Genomic DNA, 15,171 nt, shown 5'->3' on the forward strand with positions numbered 1-15,171 from the left:
TCTGTGCGATCCATAATCGGGAATATACCTTCCATTCGCTCCTGTAGCTGCGGATTTTCAGCGGGTCCTGCCGTTCCCAAGCAGGTAGCGCGGATATCATGATCTTCTGCGCTGCCTCACTGCTTCGAACAGACATATGGCTGTGGCCGCGGCAACATTCAGCGATTCACAGCTGGCCGACATGGGAATGGTGATATGCTGGCCTATTATGGTCCGCAGGCTGTCTGACAGGCCTGCCCCTTCATTTCCGATGGCAAAGGCAATATTTCCGCGGAGACAGCAATCATACAGGCAGGCCGCTGCATTCACTTCCATAGCAAAAATATTCCCCTGGAATGCAGCCGCAATTGCATGCAAGTCCATGGACTCGTAGATGGATAGTGCAAAATGTCCGCCCATCCCCGCGCGCAGCACTCTGGGTGACCATACATCCGCACACCCTCGGGATAAATATATCGTATCGCAGCCTGCCGCTGCAGCAGAACGCAGAATGGAACCCAGATTCCCTGGGTCCTGGACATCCTCCAGTAGCAGGGAAAAGCGGTTTTCTACCGGAATGGCCGGAACATGCGGCAACGGAATGAGGGAAAGGATTCTGCTGGTCGATTTCAGTTCGGACAGATCGGCAAACAGCCCGGCATCCAGTTGCAAACGCGGCACATCAGGAAACATGTCCAGTAAATTCGTTACCTCCTGATTCTGCATGGAATTTTCCGTCAGAATCATATATAACGGTTGCTGGTTGCAGAACTGATGATAAGCCTGTAACAGATGGGTGCCATCCAGTAAGGTCTGCCGGATTTTCCGGCGATAACGTGCCGAACCCGCCAGCCTGAGCAACTCTTTAAAAAAAGGATTACTGCGGGAATGAATGAATTTCATGACTCAGTTCGCACGTGCCATTCACGCTTCGTCCTGTTCGAGAAGGACACTGATTTCTTCCAGCGACGGCAGTTCCTGCAAGGAACGCAGATTGAGATCATCCAGAAATTTTTTAGTGGTAGCGTACAAAGCGGGTTTTCCGGGAACATCGCGCGTGCCGATTATCTCAATCCAGCCACGCATCTCCAGTGTTTTCAGAATTTGCGAAGATACCGCAACACCGCGTATTTCCTCAATATCACCGCGCGTCACCGGCTGTCGGTAAACAATGATCGCGAGGGTCTCCATAACTGCCCGCGAATAGCGGGGAGGTTTCTGCGGGGAAAGACGGTCCAGGTAAGGCTGCATTTCAGGCCGCACCCGAAAACGCCAGCCATTGGCTACCCGGTTGAGTTCCACTCCCTTTTCTGCATATTCCTGTGCCAGCTGCTCCAGGTTCTGTTCAATAAAACGGCTTTCCAGTGGAAAATCGCTTAGTTTTTTCAGTTCCACCAGCGACAAGGGCTCCGTGGAAGTCAATAGGGCAGCCTCCAGGATTCTCCTGAATTGCGCCGCATCCGGCAACGTATTTGTCCCTTTACTCTGCGGTAAGGCTTCTACTTGCCCGGACATAGATACATCCCAAGGTTTCCGTTTGCATAATTTCGACCAGTGTTTCCTTGGCCAGCTCCAGAATTGCAATAAAAGTCACTACCAGGGACGCAATACCACCCTTCATATCGAACAGATTCGCAAAGGGCTCAAACTCGCCATGCCGCAGCGTGCTTAACACCCGGGTCATTTGTTCGCGCACCGACAATTCCTCACGGCGAATCTTGTGGTGAATATTCCGTTTGGCGCGTCCCAGCAGGACCATCCAGGCTTGCTGCAGATCTTCCGCAGTAAGATTCGGCAAATTTTGCGTTGTAACCCGTTCGATCACAACCTGAACCAGTTGGAAATCGCGCCCGGCCTGCGGCAGCTCGTCCAGTTTTTTCGCGGCCATCCTGATCTGCTCGTATTCCAGCAGGCGACGCGTCAGCTCGGCACGCGGATCCTCTTCTTCCGCATCCATTTCTTTCGGCGGACGTGGCAACAGCATGCGTGATTTAATCTCCATCAGCACCGCAGCCATCAGCAAATATTCGGCGGCCAGCTCCAGGCGGTTGCGCTGCATGATCTCAATATAGGCCATATATTGCCGGGTAAGCTGGGCCATGGGAATATCGAGCACATCCAGATTATGCCTGCGAATCAAGTACAGCAATAAATCCAGGGGCCCCTGAAAAGTCTCAAGGACGATTTCCAGGGCATCCGGAGGAATGTAGAGATCGTGTGGCAGTTCCAGCAATGGCTCGCCATGAATGTGAAATCCCTGCGCACTCCCTGAAGATTGCTCCTGATTTTTCACGTTTTACGAGTACCTGACTGATAGACCAGAGAGTGGCATGTTCACTGGATCAACGATAAGCAAGTCCCATCGCTTCGCGTACCTCTCTCATCGTCTCAGCAGCCAGCCGGCGTGCCTTATCGCTTCCCTCTGCAATAATGCTGCGTACCAAGGCAGTATCCTCCAAAAATAGCTGGGCTCGCTCACGCATCGGCCTTTGCTCCGCCAGCACTGCATCAACTACCGGCTGCTTGCATTCGATGCATCCTATGGATGCACCCCTGCATCCCTGCTGCACCCAGTTCCTGGTGTCTTCACCCGAATAGACCTGATGTAGCTGCCACACCGGACAGTGATCAGGATTGCCGGGGTCGGTTCGACGCACGCGCGCCGGATCGGTAGGCATGGTGCGGATTTTTTTTGTCACGCTAGGCTCGTCCTCACGCAGACTGATTGTATTATTGTAGGATTTGGACATTTTATGCCCGTCCAGCCCGGGCATTTTGGAAGCTGCGGTGAGCATGGCATGCGGTTCGGATAAAATCATTTTTCCACAGCCTTCAAGATAACCGAACAGTCTCTCGCGATCAGCCGAACCGAGATTCTGCTGTTCTTCCAGCAATGATCTGGCAAATTGCAGCGCCTCGTCATCCCCCTTCTCCTGGTAACGAAGACGGAACTCATTATACAGTTTTGCATTTTTGCCCCCCATTTTCCTGACGGCAGCCTGTGCTTTTTCTTCGAAATCCGGCTCACGGCCGTAAATATGGTTAAACCTGCGCGCAATTTCTCGCGTGAACTCGATGTGTGGCACCTGATCTTCGCCTACCGGTACCTGGGTGGCACGATAGATGAGGATATCCGCGCTTTGCAATAGCGGGTAGCCGAGAAATCCATACGTGCCCAAATCTTTGTCAGACAGTTTTTCCTGCTGGTCCTTATAGGTCGGAACACGTTCCAGCCAGCCACGCGGAGTAATCATGGAAAGAAGAAGATGTAGCTCGGCATGCTCGGGAACCCTGGATTGAATGAACAGTGTTGCCCGGCTCGGGTCCACTCCAACCGCCAGCCAGTCAATGACCATATTCCACACGCTTTCTTCAATGATCCTGGGGGAATCATAATGCGTAGTCAGCGCATGCCAGTCTGCAACAAAAAAATAGCACTCGTATTCCTGCTGCATTTTCACCCAGTTTTTCAAAACGCCATGATAATGTCCAAGGTGCAGACTACCGGTTGGTCTCATGCCTGATAAAACACGATCAACAAACATAATTTTTACTTTATAGTCCGAAAATAAAATTAATTAACTGAATCAATCCCATCACGGGCGGACCCAGTATCCATCCCAAAACAGGCGTAACCGCAAGAAAAATCAAAACAAACATGCCATATGGTTCTACTCTCGCCAAGGTCAGAGCCAGCCGGTGCGGCAGCAGGCTCACGGCCATGCGCCCGCCATCCAGGGGCGGGAGCGGCAGCAGATTCAGCACCATTAATACCACGTTGATTTTGATCCCGATCTGCGCCATCTGCAATAACGGTTCAGCAAAGTAATTTCCGTGCAGCGTCAATGCCAGCCTGGCAAGAAGGGCCCAGAATAAAGCCATGAACAAATTGGCAATCGGACCGGCAAATGCAACCCACAGCATATCCTGCTTGGGGCGGCGCAATGCGGAAAAATTCACCGGGACAGGTCTGGCCCACCCGAACAGAATACCGCCCATCCATAACGTCAGCAACGGCAAGAAAATTGTGCCCACAGGATCAATATGGCGAATCGGGTTCAAGCTGATGCGCCCCTGATTATAGGCTGTCATATCCCCAAAATGCCGGGCAACATAACCATGCGCCGCCTCGTGCAGGGTAATGGCAAACAAAACCGGAATCGCCGCAATTGCAATAGTCTGTATCAGCTGTTCAGCCTGCATTTATTTCTCGATTATAAATGGCGAAACATCGCCTTTTCCCGATCTTACAACCACTGGAATATCCTGGGTCAGGTCTATCACAGTGGTTGGATCCAATCCAACAGCACCACTATCTACTACCAGATCGACCTGATGCTGCAAACGCTCCCGAATCTGTTCTGGATCATTCAAAGCAAATTCTTCATCAGGCATAATCAGGGTGGAACTGATTAGCGGTTCGCCCAGCTCTTCCAGCAATGCCAATGCAACCGGATGCTCAGGAATGCGAACCCCGATCGTACTACGCCGGGGATGCTGCAGGCGCTTTGGAACTTCCTTGGTTGCCTCAAGGATAAAGGTATAACTTCCTGGAGTGTTATTCTTCAACATTCGGAACTGAATATTGCTCACCCTGGCGTAACGAGCCAGCTGGGACAGGTCACGGCAAACCATCGTCATGTGGTGTTTGTCATCCACTCCACGTATTTTCCGGATGCGTTCCACGGCATTCTTATCCCCAAGGCAACAACCAAGGGCATAACAGGAATCGGTCGGATAGGCAATCACTGCCCCATTTTTCAGCAGGGCGACAGCCTGCTTTATCAATCTGGACTGTGGATTGGCTGCGTGTATAGTGAAAAACTGCGACATGGTTAGCGTTTCGCTTCCCACGCCAGCCATATGGGACGGCAATCCAGAGGAAAATCGGGCAGGCGTCCCAAATCCCGGTAGCTTTCTCCTGGCCCGTGAAAGTCGGATCCGCAAGAGGCCAGTAAATTAAATTCCTTGGCATAACGGGCAAACTCGACATACTGTTCCGGCGTATGGCTGCCGCATACCACCTCGATTCCTTGTCCGCCCAAATTGATAAACTCGCCCAGCAATTCGCGCATGGTCTTCTGTCCCATTCCCTTGCGGGCTACGGTATAACGGCCTGGGTGCGCCAGCACGGGAAATCCGCCGCTGCCGCTGATCCAGCTTACCGCATCCTGCAGGGAAGCCCAGTGATGCGCCGCATATCCGGGTTTATTTTTTACCAGATAATTCTTGAATACGCTACGCACATCCCTGCAGTGGCCTTGTTCAACCAGAAACCGGGCAAAGTGGGTACGGCCGATCATGCCGCGGTTGCCTGCATACCGGTAAGCCCCTTCCAGCGACCCGTGAATGCCGGATTTAGCCAGTGAATCGGCCATCAGCTGCGCACGAGCGCCCCGACCATCTCGGATACTGCGTAAACCTTCTGTCAGCGGCCTGTGTGATGGATCGATGTGCAGGCCAATAATGTGCAGGGTATGGCTACGCCAGGTCACGGAAATTTCCACGCCGTTAATGAACTGCATGCCATGCTGTTTAGCTGCATCAGACGCTTCAGTTAACCCAGAAAGATCGTCATGGTCAGTCAGGGCAAGAAATTTAACCCCACGTTCCGCTGCTCGGGCAACCAGGGCTGTTGGCGACAGGAGTCCGTCCGAAAAAGTTGAGTGACAATGCAAATCGTAATCTAACATTTAGTAACCATAAATATTCTCACCCACTCTATCTATCCGGATAGACGTTCAAAGCCGAGAACCTGAGGCTTCATTCCGGTCGGGTAAAACCGGTTTCTTATTCTCGAAAGCAATTCTTCTCCACAGCGCAAAAGGCCGGATTCCTGGTCAATCTGTATTACCTTCTTTCCTGTCATTTAATCGATTTTTTCTGAATAGATTGTTTCAGCACGATGTACAAAGGCATCTACAAAGCTATTGGCTATGTAGTGAAAAATTGGGCCAAACACTTTTTCTAGTAGTTTGTTTGAAAATTCATAATGCAACTGGAATTCTATTTTACAGGCAGCTTCCGAAAGCGGTATAAAATGCCAGTCTCCGTCAAGATGCTTGAATGGACCGTCTTTCAGCGTCATTTCGATGTGATGGGGTGTCTGGCGCACATTCTCAGTGGTAAAACTCTGCTTTATATGATGATAATTGATATGGACCGTCGCATGTACGGTACTTCCGTCTACCGAGGTAACGCTGGCTCCACCACACCAAGGCAAAAAATGCGGATAATCTTCAACATTATCAACCAGCACGAACATTTGTTCCGCACTGTAGGGAACCAGCACTAATTTCTCAACCAAAGCCATTCTAGCAGTACATCCGTGCAAAGCTGGTAAAATATGTCAATTATGAGCATAGTTCAAAATAAAAAAGCATTCCATGACTACTTCATCGAAGATCGCTATGAAGCAGGTATCATCCTGGAGGGATGGGAAGTCAAAGCAATCCGTGCCGGGCGCGCCAATCTGAAAGAAGCGTATATTACCGTGAAAGATGGCGCCCTGTATCTCTTCGGTTCGCACATCAGCCCATTGCCCACTGCTTCCACCCACATACATCCTGACCCCGTTCGTACGCGTAAGCTTCTACTGCATGCAGCCGAAATCAACAAGCTGATCAGCAAGGTGCAGCGCGCCGGATATACCCTGATGCCATTGAACCTGCATTTTAAAGGCGGGCTTATCAAAGTGGAGCTCGGTCTTGCAAAAGGGAAAAAAATGCACGACAAGCGTGATACCGAGCGCGAAAGAGACGCACTCCGGGAAGCGCAGCATGCCATGAAAAAATCACGCGGGTAACGGCATCCCCCAAAAATATTTATAGCCTCATCCGCATATAAATGCCAGCACACTGCAACTGCCATCCAAGACCCGCATACACGCACAATTACCCCAGGCAGGTTCTTAGGTCTACATAACCACCGCAACTAACATCAAAGAGAACCCAGACTTGCCCTGCATACTGCTATCGAAAACAGAAGATATAGTCCGGTTCCCACAAGCATCCAGTATCCATCAAACTGCTTTAGCCAGTTCTGTACGCAGGGCAGCAACTATAGAATCATAATGATTCGGATCCGTATTCCTGGATGCCTCATATATGGCAGTACCTACCACAAAGGTATCGGCCCCGGCTCTGGCGACTTCTGCAATATTACCCAGATTCACATCACCATGCACTTCCAGCGCAATGTTGCGACCGCTATCATTAATCTTTTTACGCGCCGTGCGCACTTTATCAAGCGTTGCAGGAATAAATTTTTGTCCAACAATCAGGCCGGTCTGTTTGGACATGATCAGAACAACATCCAGCTTGCCGATCACGTGGTCAAAATAACTGAATGGGGTAACGGGATTCATGGCCAGCCCGGCCTTGCAACCATTCTCATGTATTAAATCCACGACACGTTCGATGTTGTCAAAAGATGGAAGATTATATTCATCCCGGTCCGCAGCTTCCGGATGAAAAGTGATGATGTTTGCACCTGCCTTGGCGTAAGCAGGAACCAGATCAGTAAGAGACTGATCCACATTGTACCCGCTCGTCAAATGTACTTCGATTGGTGCTTGTGTGATGGGTCGAATGGCCGCACACGCCTTCAGACCATTCTTGTATGTAGGCACAAAATGCCTGTTCATCACTTCCAGGTGAATAATGTCTACCCCGGAATCCAGGACATCGACAATTTCCTCTCCAAGTTTGGCGAAATTGGCAGAAATAATACTTGCTGCGATCTTGTACATTAAAATACCTTTAAAATGAAGTTACACAGTTTTTTATTTTACCCGAAAATCCTGTGGCGCCAATTTCCGGCTGTCGCTCAAAAGAACGATATAGGGTATTTCTATATGCCAGCTGCTCCCCCCAGCACTGCTGTCGCAATGGTAGACAGACCAATAACCAGATTCAAGCCGACCAATCTGCGTATAGTGGCCAACATCGCCCCTGATCCTGGCCAATCCTGAGAAGCAACCTTTAACCTGAAGCGCCTGAAACTAATAAAAAACACATATATGAAGATTGACACCATCCCCATGCCAAACAGGGCCATCAAATGAACATGGCTGGAGACATGGGTCAATCCGCCATACAAATAAACCATACAGAAACCAGTGATCAACAAAATAATGACTGACAGCCACACCCAGTTAAAAAAACGTGCAAACACATTATCCCAGAGACGCAGCCGGTCCGGCGGTTGGAGTATTTCCCCAGCGGCAGCACGCAGTATCATATAGGCAAAGAACATCCCCCCCACCCAGATTACCACTGCCAGGACATGGAAAAATTTTAAAAAACTCATCAATCTTTCATTCCCTGTTGCAGGATTTCTCTTACCGGCCTGAAGCTGTTCCTGTGTTCATGGGTTGCTCCATATTTTTTTAATGCTGCCAAATGAATCTTAGTAGCATACCCTTTATGAGCGGCGAACCCGTACTGTGGAAATGTTTCATGCAGCAACAGCATCGCAGCATCGCGCGCAGTCTTAGCCAAAATAGAAGCTGCAGAAATCGAAGCGACACTACTATCCCCCTGCACAATCGCACGGCTTGGTATGCCGGTATCCGGGCAATGCAAACCATCCACAAGAACTTCTTGCGGGCGGAGCTGCAATTTTTCTACAGCTCGGCGCATGGCCAACAGGCTGGCATGAAAAATATTTACTGTATCAATCTCCTGAACAGAAGCCTCCGCTATCGCCCAGTCTATAGCATGTTGTTTGATTTCCAGAGCCAGATGGTTACGTTGCTTTTCGCTGAGTTTTTTTGAATCGTCCAGTCCCAATATTGGGTGGGAATCATCCAGAATAACCGCTGCGGCAAAGACGGGGCCTGCCAGCGGACCACGACCAGATTCATCCACACCGCAGACCAGTAGCGACGGCTTCATCTGGAACCTTCATTTTGCAACCCCAGATATGGCAGGATGGCATGTGCCGCTTTATGAGCATTGCCCTGCCGTAATAGTGTATGCATATTGTTAAGTATTGCCTCCAGTTCGGCAACGGCTTGCCTGTTGAAAACCCAGTTTAGCAGCGCTTGTGCAAGGTTTTCAGGAGTAGCCTCATTTTGCAGTAATTCCGGCACTATAAATTTCCCGGAAAGAATGTTCGGCAATCCAAAATAAGGCTGGTACGCCTTTGTTTTCAAAAACCAGTAAGACAGGGCTGGCATCTTGTAGGTAATCACCATGGGGCGCTTGAGCAGCGCAACCTCAAGTGTGGCAGTACCTGAAGCAACCAGTACCACATCTGAAGCAGTAATCGCTTCGTGGGCATGACCAAACAGGATCCGGAAAGGCAAATCCTGGCCGCCGCAATGCCGCAGGATTTCCATAAAAATATGATGTGTTTCACTCGTCGCCAGAGGTACCAGAAAAATCGCCTCAGGCAAAGTTTTGAGAATCAGTCTTGCAGTATCAATATAGGTTGCAGCCAGCTGACTTACTTCACTCTGACGACTTCCCGGGAGAAACGCAAATATTTTGCCTTTTACCGGCAAGCGCATCTCTTTTCGTATCGCGTCCCTATCCGGCCTCTCAGGCAATATTTCAGCCAGGGGGTGACCGACATAGGTTACCGGAATACCAGCTTGCTCATATAGCGGTGCTTCAAAAGGAAACAGTGCAAGCATGTGCGTCACCGCCTTCCTGATCTTGTGAATTCGCTCACCGCGCCATGCCCAGATAGACGGACTGACATAATGCACTGTTGGAATCCCGCGCTCCTTAAGCTTTGACTCAAGACCCAGGTTAAAATCCGGTGCATCCACTCCAATGAAAACATCCGGCGGATGATCACTGAAATACGCCTGGAGCTTGCGGCGTATCCCCATAATTTCAAACAAATGCCTGAGCACTTCAACATATCCGCGAACCGCAAGCTTCTCCAGTGGAAACAATACTTGCATGCCGATTGCCTGCATTCTGGGGCCGCCGATACCGACAAAGCGTACGCCAGGCACAACCCGTTTCAGCTCTTCCATCAGATGACTGGCAAGCAAATCTCCAGAAGCTTCACCGGCAACAATACCGATCACTTTTACTGGCTGTGTCATATAACAAAGTTAACGTAGGATACCGCGTTGCGAACGGCCAAGGAAATCAAGCAATACATGCAACTCTGGATATTTATCCGCTTGCTCGGAAATTCCTGCCTTCGCCTGCTCCAAGGACAGGCTAGATCTGTACAGGGTTTTATAAGCGCGTTTAATGGCCATGATCGCGGCATCTGAAAATCCACGCCGCTTCAACCCGATAGAATTGATACCATGAGGAGCGGTCGGATTTCCTGCGGCGGTGACATAGGGGGGAACATCCTGAGAAAGCGCAGCCCCCATCCCGGTGATTGCGTGCATGCCAATTTGACAGAACTGATGTACCAGGGAAAACCCGCCCAGAATTGCGTAGTCTTCAATCCTGACGTGTCCGGCCAATGATGCGTTGTTGGCAAATATTGTATGACTGCCAACCTGGCAGTCATGTGCCAAATGCACATACGCCATGATCCAGTTATGATTCCCTACCCGCGTTACCCCGGCATCCTGTGAAGTACCAATATTAAATGTACAAAATTCACGAATTGTGTTGTTATCACCAATTTCCAGCCGAGTCGGCTCCCCTGCGTATTTCTTGTCCTGCGGGATTTCACCCAGCGAACAGAACTGAAAAATACGGTTGTTCTTCCCAATTCTGGTATGCCCGTCGATCACAACATGAGGGCCAATATGCGTATTTTCGCCAATCTCGACATGCTGACCAATGATTGAATATGCACCTACCTCAACATTGTTTGCCAGTTTAGCGTCCGGATGGATAAGAGCCGTCGGATGATGCATTACAGTTCACGCACTGTACACATTAATTCGGCCTCTGCCACTGTCTGCCCGTCAACTTCGGCAGCAGTGGAAAATTTCCACAAACCACGCATATTTCGAATAAACGATGCTTTCAGTATTAACTGATCCCCTGCAGTTACCGGCTTTTTGAAACGCGCTCCATCAATACCGACAAAATAATACGCCGACTTGTCGTCCGGTCTGGAATCCCTTGTCTTGAATGCGAGAATAATCGCAGCCTGTGCCATCGCCTCAATGGTCAATACCCCAGGCATGACCGGATGATGCGGAAAATGACCGCCAAAAAATGGTTCATTGATCGTAACATTTTTAACAGCCACGATATCCTTGCCAGGCTCGCACGACAACACGCGATCAACCAGCAAAAAAGGGAATCGATGCGGCAAATATTTCAGAACCTCGTATATATCCATTTGAGTGTCCGTGCTCATGAACCTTCCTTCCTCAATGTTTCCACCTCATGCTGCAGTGCTTTCAGTTTATTTGCCAGTTCATCCAGATGGCGCAGCTGAGCCGCATTTTTGCGCCACGTCTCATGCGAACTGAATGGAAAAATTCCAGTGTAGGTACCGGGCTCACGAATGGATTTTCCGATCATCGTATAAGAAGAGATCTCTACATGATCCCCGATCTGGGTATGCCCCAGAATACCAGTGCCGCCACCAATTCGACAATGACGCCCAATAACCGCGCTCCCTGCTATCCCCACACATCCGGCAATGGCGGTATGGGCGCCGATACGGACATTGTGCGCCACCTGAATCAGGTTATCCAGCTTGACCCCTTCCTCAATCACAGTGTCGTCCAGTGCTCCACGGTCTATGGTTGTATTCGCACCGATTTCCACATCGTCACCGATAACCACACGTCCGATCTGGGGAATTTTCAGCCAGCGGCCTTTATCCATGGCCAGACCAAATCCATCCCCGCCAATGACCACACCAGAGTGTACAATCACCCTGCTTCCCAGTATACAATTGCTATATACCACCACATGTGGATGCAGAAGAGTATTGTCCTCTATGACTACCCTAGAGCCAATGCAACATCCTGCCATTACCGCACTGCCAGCCCCTACCCTGGAATCTGCTCCGACTACCACATTCGGACCAATATAGGCCCCAGGGTCAATATACGCACTTTCTTCAATCACAGCACTGGGATGAATACCGGAAGTGACTGGATCCGGAGGATTCAGGAAGGCTGAAACCTTAGCAAAATAAAGATAAGGATTATCGCTGACAATACGGGGCAGCTGCGTTGATTCCGCATCTGCCGCACCGACTATAATTGCGCTGGCACCGGTACTGGCCAAGAACGGGCGATATTTACCACTTGCCAGAAAGGTAAGATGTCCTGCCTGCGCGTTTTCCAGCGTAGCAATTTGATGAATGACTGCCTCGGAATCCCCCAGCAATCGGCCTCCGAAGCGCTTTGCTATTTCATTAAGACTATATTCCGCCCTCTTCATAGAATTCTGGCAGCTTGCGACACTTTATTTTTCATTCGCCATATATTTCAGGACTTTTTCAGTAATATCAATATTGGGATTACGATACACCGCTTCTTGCAAAATCAGATCATATTTTTCTTTTTCTGCCAGGGTCTGAATGGCTTTATTGGCATGTTCCAGAATAATTGCCATTTCTTCATTTTTACGCAGATTCAAATCTTCACTGAAGCTACGCTGCAGGCGCTGCAAATTCATATTCAGATTGGCCAATTCACGTTCCTTGTTACGTTTTTCAGCTTCCGGAACCGTCAATCCTTCCTTTTCTATGAAAGTCTGCAGATCTCTCCCCTGCTTGATCATTTTTTTGATCTCCTGGTCACGTGCAGAAAATTCCTTCTCGATTCGTTTTTCTGCCTTCACAGCAGGAGCAGATTCGCGCAGAACACGCTCGGTATTGACTATGCCAACCCGAAAATCAGCCGCAAATGACTGGGCACATCCAAGAACCAGCAATATATGTAAAAATTTTATTCCCGGAATTTTCATCTTTATCTCCTAACCAAATTCCTAACCAAATTTAAAATAGTGTGCCTAGCGTAAACTGGAACGCCTGCAGCCTATCACCCGGTTTCTCATTTAACGGCATCCCAATGCTAACTTTAAGTGGCCCCATCGGTGATACCCATATGACGGCCAGACCCGTAGTATAACGCAAGTTGTCGGTTAATCCCGTTTCTGCCACGCCCCATACCGAACCGGCATCCACAAAAACACTCATGCGTACTGATCTGTCTTTTCCCATCCCAGGCATCGGAAATAACAACTCAGCATTTCCGATCAAACGTCTGGTTCCCCCCAAGGAATTATTGTAACCATTAGCGGTGTCGCGTGGTCCTAGGGCAAATGGTTTATACCCGCGCACCGAACCGGGCCCACCTGCATAAAAATTCTTGAAGAACGGCACGGGGTTGCCGCCATAACCGTCCGCGTATCCAGCTTCCCCATTGATCATGAAAGTGAAGTTATCGGTTATCGGATGAAACCAGGAATGCTGGTATGTAAGTTTATAAAATTGCTGATCCGCAACTGGCAAGGCAACTTCCACAAATGCACGCTGCACCATTCCTGCCGTAGTCCAAATGGCGCTGTCCCGGCTATCCTGACTCCAGCCAACGGAAGCCAGCAGATTGGTTGTGGAAGGGCCATAGAATTTTACATAGTCCTTCATCTGCGAAGAACTGAGCTCGGTGAGCGTCAGGTCAGTATTCTCTGCGGAGATGGCATAATGAGTATGCTCAAAATCGCTGATCGGCACACCAATACGCATCCCTCCTCCTATAGTAGAAGACAAGTATGGCGCAAGAGCAGTATATGTTGCATTTATATCCCGCTTAAAGATGTCAAATCCCTGACTGACTCCATTGTCAGTGTAATAAGGGTTCGTATAGGAAAGCGAATAGATTTGGTTAATTTTTCCGGTATTCACCTGGGCAGTCAGGTTCTTGCCTGTCCCGAATAAATTGCGCTGTGTTACCGAACCAGTGAATACCAGCCCAACAGTACTGGACATCCCTGCACCAATTGAAAAATTGCCCGTGGATTTTTCCTTTACGGTCATACTGACATCCAGCTGGTCATTGACGCCCGGCACAGGAAGAGTTTCAACATTCACTTCACTAAAGAAGTCCAGACGGTCTACTTTTTGCTTGGACCTCTTAATCTTGGCCGTTGAGTACCATGCGCCCTCCATTTGGCGGAATTCACGCCTGATTACTTCATCACGGGTTTTAGTATTCCCTGAAATATCAATATGCCGCACATAAGCTCTAGATCCAGGATCGACCATAAAGGTAAATCCAACTTGATGTTTTTCTTTATTCACATCCGGAACCGCATTGACATTCGCAAAGGCATAACCATCCTCACCAAGACGGTCACTGATTTGCTTGCTCGAGTCGGTCAGTTCTTTCCGGGAAAAAACATCACCCGTTTTTATCTTGATTAATTTACGTGCCTCTTCATGAGACAAGATATTCTCGGGCCCTGCCACGTTTACCTCGGAAACAGAATACTTGGGGCCCTCTGTCAGATTAACCGTAATGTAGATATGCTCTTTATCCGGCGTGATAGATACCTGGGTGGAATCTATCGAAAACTCGAGATACCCCGAATCCAGATAAAAAGAACGTATGGATTCCAGATCAGCAGACAGTTTCTGTTTGGAATATTGATCGTTTTTCGTAAACCAGCTGATCCAGTTTGGTGTATCCAGTTGCATCAGGCTCCTCAGTTTTTTTTCACTGAAAGCACGATTGCCAATAATGTTAATATTCTTGATCTTGGAAGTTTCACCTTCTGTCACATTAAAAACGAGAGCAACACGATTACGGTCGAGCTCGGTAACAGAGGTATTGACTAACACACCGTATTTCCCTTTAGCCACGTACTGGCGCTTAAGTTCCTGCTCAGCCTTATCCAGCGCAGATTTGTCGAAAATACGACCATCCGCCAATCCAAGTGATTTCAGATTTTCACGCAAGGTATCCTTTGGGATATCTTTGACGCCGTTAATTTCAACACTGGCAATGGATGGACGTTCGTTCACCAGAACGATTAACACGCCTTGCCTCACTTCAAGGCGAACATCCTTGAAAAAACCGGTCGCAAACAAAGCACGGATTGCAGCTGCTGCATGCTCATCATCCAGTGTGTCACCAACCTTGACCGGCAAATAGCTGAATACCGTTCCTGCTTCTGTTCGTTGTATCCCTTCAACACGAATATCTTTCACCTCGAAGGGCTCGATAGCCTTGGCAGACACAGTAGATAAAAGCAGCACCAGGCCCGCTAGAATTTTTAATTTCATTTATTGTTT

At 49.1% G+C, this 15,171-nt stretch carries 18 protein-coding genes; 1 reads left to right on the forward strand and 17 read right to left on the reverse strand.

Features of this window, described 5'->3' with window-relative positions; translation table 11 throughout:
- Positions 1 to 96 precede the first annotated feature (96 nt).
- The 8 genes from KJA68_RS03995 to KJA68_RS04030 form a co-directional block, all read right to left on the reverse strand.
- Positions 97 to 882 carry a TrmH family RNA methyltransferase gene (locus KJA68_RS03995; RefSeq protein WP_213035645.1) on the reverse strand — a complete coding sequence of 262 codons (786 nt, stop codon included), beginning with the start codon at positions 880 to 882 and terminating at the stop codon, positions 97 to 99.
- A 21-nt stretch (positions 883 to 903) separates the two neighbouring features.
- On the reverse strand, positions 904 to 1,494 hold the full coding sequence (gene scpB, locus KJA68_RS04000; protein WP_213035646.1) for an SMC-Scp complex subunit ScpB: 591 nt from the start codon (positions 1,492 to 1,494) through the stop codon (positions 904 to 906).
- Positions 1,460 to 2,272 (reverse strand): segregation and condensation protein A, encoded by an 813-nt coding sequence (locus tag KJA68_RS04005; protein ID WP_213035647.1) that lies wholly within the window; start codon positions 2,270 to 2,272, stop codon positions 1,460 to 1,462. Before KJA68_RS04005 ends, scpB begins: the two co-directional genes overlap by 35 nt.
- A gap of 49 nt (positions 2,273 to 2,321) precedes the next feature.
- Positions 2,322 to 3,524: a tryptophan--tRNA ligase gene (locus tag KJA68_RS04010; RefSeq protein WP_213035648.1), complete on the reverse strand. Its 1,203-nt coding sequence runs from the start codon at positions 3,522 to 3,524 to the stop codon at positions 2,322 to 2,324.
- A gap of 10 nt (positions 3,525 to 3,534) precedes the next feature.
- Positions 3,535 to 4,182, reverse strand: coding sequence for a site-2 protease family protein (locus KJA68_RS04015; protein ID WP_213035649.1), 648 nt, complete (start codon positions 4,180 to 4,182; stop codon positions 3,535 to 3,537).
- Entirely contained in the window at positions 4,183 to 4,812 is a 630-nt protein-coding gene (locus tag KJA68_RS04020) for an L-threonylcarbamoyladenylate synthase (RefSeq protein WP_213035704.1), read from the reverse strand.
- 2 nt (positions 4,813 to 4,814) lie between these two features.
- A complete protein-coding gene (locus KJA68_RS04025) occupies positions 4,815 to 5,672 on the reverse strand; it encodes a 3',5'-nucleoside bisphosphate phosphatase (protein ID WP_213035650.1) in 858 nt (285 codons plus the stop codon).
- 176 nt (positions 5,673 to 5,848) lie between these two features.
- Positions 5,849 to 6,292 (reverse strand): type II toxin-antitoxin system RatA family toxin, encoded by a 444-nt coding sequence (locus tag KJA68_RS04030; protein WP_213035651.1) that lies wholly within the window; start codon positions 6,290 to 6,292, stop codon positions 5,849 to 5,851.
- Between the two features lie 42 nt (positions 6,293 to 6,334).
- Here KJA68_RS04030 and smpB point away from each other — a divergent pair, with 42 nt between their 5' ends.
- Positions 6,335 to 6,784 carry an SsrA-binding protein SmpB gene (gene smpB / locus KJA68_RS04035; protein WP_213035652.1) on the forward strand — a complete coding sequence of 150 codons (450 nt, stop codon included), beginning with the start codon at positions 6,335 to 6,337 and terminating at the stop codon, positions 6,782 to 6,784.
- Positions 6,785 to 7,000: 216 nt separating this feature from the next.
- On the opposite strand, the gene KJA68_RS04040 is transcribed toward smpB, so the two are convergent.
- From KJA68_RS04040 to bamA, 9 genes are all read right to left on the reverse strand, one after another.
- Positions 7,001 to 7,729 (reverse strand): ribulose-phosphate 3-epimerase, encoded by a 729-nt coding sequence (locus KJA68_RS04040; RefSeq protein WP_213035653.1) that lies wholly within the window; start codon positions 7,727 to 7,729, stop codon positions 7,001 to 7,003.
- A 101-nt stretch (positions 7,730 to 7,830) separates the two neighbouring features.
- Positions 7,831 to 8,289 (reverse strand): CopD family protein, encoded by a 459-nt coding sequence (locus KJA68_RS04045; protein WP_213035654.1) that lies wholly within the window; start codon positions 8,287 to 8,289, stop codon positions 7,831 to 7,833.
- Positions 8,289 to 8,876, reverse strand: a complete 588-nt coding sequence (gene rnhB / locus KJA68_RS04050; protein ID WP_213035655.1) for a ribonuclease HII — start codon at positions 8,874 to 8,876, stop codon at positions 8,289 to 8,291. Before rnhB ends, KJA68_RS04045 begins: the two co-directional genes overlap by 1 nt.
- Complete coding sequence (lpxB, locus tag KJA68_RS04055; protein ID WP_213035656.1) at positions 8,873 to 10,042, reverse strand: lipid-A-disaccharide synthase; 1,170 nt, start codon at positions 10,040 to 10,042, stop codon at positions 8,873 to 8,875. The genes rnhB and lpxB overlap by 4 nt, the downstream gene beginning before the upstream one ends.
- Before the next feature lie 9 nt (positions 10,043 to 10,051).
- Entirely contained in the window at positions 10,052 to 10,822 is a 771-nt protein-coding gene (lpxA, locus tag KJA68_RS04060; protein WP_213035657.1) for an acyl-ACP--UDP-N-acetylglucosamine O-acyltransferase, read from the reverse strand.
- On the reverse strand, positions 10,822 to 11,274 hold the full coding sequence (gene fabZ, locus KJA68_RS04065; protein WP_246487054.1) for a 3-hydroxyacyl-ACP dehydratase FabZ: 453 nt from the start codon (positions 11,272 to 11,274) through the stop codon (positions 10,822 to 10,824). The genes lpxA and fabZ overlap by 1 nt, the downstream gene beginning before the upstream one ends.
- Positions 11,271 to 12,314: a UDP-3-O-(3-hydroxymyristoyl)glucosamine N-acyltransferase gene (gene lpxD / locus KJA68_RS04070; RefSeq protein WP_213035658.1), complete on the reverse strand. Its 1,044-nt coding sequence runs from the start codon at positions 12,312 to 12,314 to the stop codon at positions 11,271 to 11,273. Before lpxD ends, fabZ begins: the two co-directional genes overlap by 4 nt.
- 24 nt (positions 12,315 to 12,338) lie before the next feature.
- Positions 12,339 to 12,842 (reverse strand): OmpH/Skp family outer membrane protein, encoded by a 504-nt coding sequence (locus KJA68_RS04075; protein WP_213035659.1) that lies wholly within the window; start codon positions 12,840 to 12,842, stop codon positions 12,339 to 12,341.
- A gap of 31 nt (positions 12,843 to 12,873) precedes the next feature.
- Positions 12,874 to 15,162, reverse strand: coding sequence for an outer membrane protein assembly factor BamA (gene bamA, locus KJA68_RS04080; protein ID WP_213035660.1), 2,289 nt, complete (start codon positions 15,160 to 15,162; stop codon positions 12,874 to 12,876).
- Between the last annotated feature and the right edge of the window lie 9 nt (positions 15,163 to 15,171).

Source organism: Candidatus Nitrotoga fabula (assembly GCF_905221025.1).
Classification (GTDB): domain Bacteria; phylum Pseudomonadota; class Gammaproteobacteria; order Burkholderiales; family Gallionellaceae; genus Nitrotoga; species Nitrotoga fabula.

What these genes read in the sequence shown, in the direction of transcription:
- lpxA (WP_213035657.1), bottom strand. Translation starts at nt 10,822, where the DNA reads ATGCATCATCCGACGGCTCTTATCCATCCGGACGCTAAACTGGCAAAC.
- KJA68_RS04045 (WP_213035654.1), bottom strand. Translation starts at nt 8,289, where the DNA reads ATGAGTTTTTTAAAATTTTTCCATGTCCTGGCAGTGGTAATCTGGGTG.
- lpxB (WP_213035656.1), bottom strand. Translation starts at nt 10,042, where the DNA reads ATGACACAGCCAGTAAAAGTGATCGGTATTGTTGCCGGTGAAGCTTCT.
- KJA68_RS04025 (WP_213035650.1), bottom strand. Translation starts at nt 5,672, where the DNA reads ATGTTAGATTACGATTTGCATTGTCACTCAACTTTTTCGGACGGACTC.
- KJA68_RS04040 (WP_213035653.1), bottom strand. Translation starts at nt 7,729, where the DNA reads ATGTACAAGATCGCAGCAAGTATTATTTCTGCCAATTTCGCCAAACTT.
- rnhB (WP_213035655.1), bottom strand. Translation starts at nt 8,876, where the DNA reads ATGAAGCCGTCGCTACTGGTCTGCGGTGTGGATGAATCTGGTCGTGGT.
- smpB (WP_213035652.1), top strand. Translation starts at nt 6,335, where the DNA reads ATGAGCATAGTTCAAAATAAAAAAGCATTCCATGACTACTTCATCGAA.
- lpxD (WP_213035658.1), bottom strand. Translation starts at nt 12,314, where the DNA reads ATGAAGAGGGCGGAATATAGTCTTAATGAAATAGCAAAGCGCTTCGGA.
- bamA (WP_213035660.1), bottom strand. Translation starts at nt 15,162, where the DNA reads ATGAAATTAAAAATTCTAGCGGGCCTGGTGCTGCTTTTATCTACTGTG.
- KJA68_RS04075 (WP_213035659.1), bottom strand. Translation starts at nt 12,842, where the DNA reads ATGAAAATTCCGGGAATAAAATTTTTACATATATTGCTGGTTCTTGGA.
- KJA68_RS04010 (WP_213035648.1), bottom strand. Translation starts at nt 3,524, where the DNA reads ATGTTTGTTGATCGTGTTTTATCAGGCATGAGACCAACCGGTAGTCTG.
- fabZ (WP_246487054.1), bottom strand. Translation starts at nt 11,274, where the DNA reads ATGAGCACGGACACTCAAATGGATATATACGAGGTTCTGAAATATTTG.
- KJA68_RS04015 (WP_213035649.1), bottom strand. Translation starts at nt 4,182, where the DNA reads ATGCAGGCTGAACAGCTGATACAGACTATTGCAATTGCGGCGATTCCG.
- KJA68_RS04020 (WP_213035704.1), bottom strand. Translation starts at nt 4,812, where the DNA reads ATGTCGCAGTTTTTCACTATACACGCAGCCAATCCACAGTCCAGATTG.
- scpB (WP_213035646.1), bottom strand. Translation starts at nt 1,494, where the DNA reads ATGTCCGGGCAAGTAGAAGCCTTACCGCAGAGTAAAGGGACAAATACG.
- KJA68_RS03995 (WP_213035645.1), bottom strand. Translation starts at nt 882, where the DNA reads ATGAAATTCATTCATTCCCGCAGTAATCCTTTTTTTAAAGAGTTGCTC.
- KJA68_RS04030 (WP_213035651.1), bottom strand. Translation starts at nt 6,292, where the DNA reads ATGGCTTTGGTTGAGAAATTAGTGCTGGTTCCCTACAGTGCGGAACAA.